The sequence below is a fragment of the Nocardia sp. NPDC051463 genome, assembly GCF_040681975.1.
In the GTDB taxonomy this organism is placed as follows: Bacteria; Actinomycetota; Actinomycetes; order Mycobacteriales; family Mycobacteriaceae; genus Nocardia.
Map to the genome: position 1 here is coordinate 1 of NZ_JBFBAB010000066.1, position 2,524 is coordinate 2,524.

General features: G+C 63.3%; 3 protein-coding genes. All 3 read left to right on the forward strand.

The window, feature by feature from the left end:
* Positions 1–118: 118 nt before the first annotated feature.
* On the forward strand, positions 119–943 hold the full coding sequence (locus AB0M74_RS35140) for a GntR family transcriptional regulator (protein ID WP_366530622.1): 825 nt from the start codon (positions 119–121) through the stop codon (positions 941–943).
* Between the two features lie 2 nt (positions 944–945).
* Positions 946–2,196, forward strand: a complete 1,251-nt coding sequence (locus tag AB0M74_RS35145) for a hypothetical protein (protein ID WP_366530623.1) — start codon at positions 946–948, stop codon at positions 2,194–2,196.
* Positions 2,197–2,313: 117 nt separating this feature from the next.
* The coding region (locus tag AB0M74_RS35150; protein WP_366530624.1) for a hypothetical protein at positions 2,314–2,524 on the forward strand (211 nt) is incomplete at its 3' end.

Sequence of the window (2,524 nt, forward strand, 5' to 3'; positions counted from 1 at the left end):
GTGATTGGCGAGTTTTTGGTCACAAAGCGGTGCGATCTGGATGTTCTCGTCTACCCACACAGTTTGTGTGGGTATCAACTGATAGGTTTCACTGGCCAGGAAGAGCGGAGGAGGGTATATGGAAGCCACAGGGGAAGCGCGGCACCGTCAAATCGCTCGAGAACTTCGCAACGAGATAGAGGCTGGCCGACTTCGGCCGGGACAGAAGCTGCCGAGCACGCGCGCACTGGCCGCACAGTTCGGCGTGAGCGTCGCGCCGATCAACGATGCGATGGCGATTCTTGAGAAAGACGGCTTGGTAGTCACTCGGCCACGGTCGGGTCGCGTTGTGAGCGAGGCCGCGGCACCTGGTGCACCGCGTCGGCGGACCGGGCGACCACAAGTCATCTACGTTGGCGGCTACGCAGGAAGTGGCAAGACAGAGTTCGGCCGAACGCTGGCGCGGCTGAGTGGCTGGGCCATGCTGGACAAGGACACTCTGACCCGCAGCGTCGTTGATATGGCGTTGACGCAACTCGGCAGCACCGCGAGCGACCGAGAATCAGCCCTGTATCTGAAGCAAGTTCGGCCGGTCGAATACGAATGCCTCGCAGCAGCGATTCGCGAGAACGTTGGGTGCGGTGTATCGGTCATCGCGACTGCACCGTTCATCAAGGAGTTCAGTTCTGAAGCTTGGTTCCGACGAACCGCAGTTGAGTTGGACACGCTGGGCGCGGACATGACCGTGGCCTGGATTCGATGCACACCAGAGTCGATGCACTCGTACATCACGCGGCGCGGCGCGGCGCGTGATAGTTGGAAGTTGGCGCACTGGGACGAGTACATCACCGGCGCAGATCTTGAATTCACCCCAGCGTGGGAGCACACGATCGTCACCAACGATGCCGATTCGCCACCCCTCCGCGAGCAGGCACAGGCCCTGATCAAGTCGCTGATGGATTGAGCATGAGCACTGCGATCGTGATGTACGGCCCGCCTGCGGCGGGCAAGGACACCGTGACGAGCGCACTCGCTGAAGCAGACCCAAAATTCCGCCACTATCAGCGGCTTAAGGTCGGGCCGGGACGAGCGGCCGGATACCGGATCGGCTCAGCTGATGATCTCGCGCAGCTCGTTGCGGCTGGCGACGTCATCTACGCCAATCAGAGGTACGGCGCCACCTACGTCATTGACCGATCCGAGCTGGCTGCGCTGCTCGATGCTGGCGACACCCCCGTGCTGCACGTCGGCCAGCCAGAGGCGATAGACGCGCTACTCACTGCCGTGCCCACAGTCCGGTGGGTCATAGTCGAACTGTGGTGCCCACGAGACGTGGCTGCGGCACGGAGTGCTGCTCGAGGAACAAACGACACCGCAGCCCGCCTCGCGGCTTGGGACGCGACACCACGCCTTGCCACCGCCGACATTCGCGTCGATACGTCCACAGTTGATCCCGTTAGTGCGGCACGCCGAATCACCGAAACCGTGCAAGCCGCGCACTGCACCATCGTCGTGCCCGCGATGCACCTCGTACGCGAGGCCGGCACTCTCGACCTGGCGGCCACGCGCCGCTACGCCGCAGCCGCCGGGCGCGGCTGGACCGACTTCTACCTGCTCAACGGTTCCACAACCTCAGGTCACAACCTGAGCGGCGATGAGCGGGCCGCGGTGCTTGATGTGTGGCTTTCAGCTGTAGACCCTGCCCGCCTGCTCGCGTGTTCATGGTCGCCCAACGACATTCGGGCTGCGGCCGATCGTCAAGTGACGCCGATGGCCGTATTGAACGCTGCGGACCGTAGCTCCGCTGAGCAATTCCTACGAAACCTGCCTGCAGGAAGCACCATCTATAGCCACCCCATGTTCGGTGGGCAGGTCTTCACACCGGACCTGGCGGCATGGGCGCAAGCCGCCGGATTGCTTCCCCTCGGCGGCAAGCTCGCGAAAGTCTCGCTCGGCGAGATCACCGAAATGCATGACATCGCACCAGACTTCGCGGTGTGGGACGGCTCCTCACGGCACATACGGCAGTCGATAGATGCAGGCGCGGCTGGCGTGGTTGCTACTCCACTCGCCGCAACGCTCCTGAACCTGCCACCTCGGAATATCGCGGGGATCCAATCCACGGTAGATGCCATACAGATCGAACTCGATCAGCTCCCAGACCGAGCGGCTAAACGAGCGTGGATCCTGGATCAGATTCACAAGGAGCACGCGTGACCCGACCTGTCGGCGTCCGGTGCGACACTCTGGGGCATGTCGGCTCACGATAACCCCGCTTTCAGGAACCTATCTCCCGCAATCGGTTCCGAAAACGCGCTCTTCGACCTCGACTCCGTGACCGATTCCGGTTCCGATAACACGCAGCGGCGCAGCGAGCGTCTGCGCCGGTTGCCCGACCACCTCGAGGTGATCCACGCCGAGTACGTCATGGCGCTCGTCGGCGCACCGATCACCGGCGAGACGCCGCGCGTGTACGCCAGCCAGGTCCGCGGCTTCCTCGCGTGGCTGGAGGAGACCGGCATTGCCGATGCGGCGCTGGCGGATC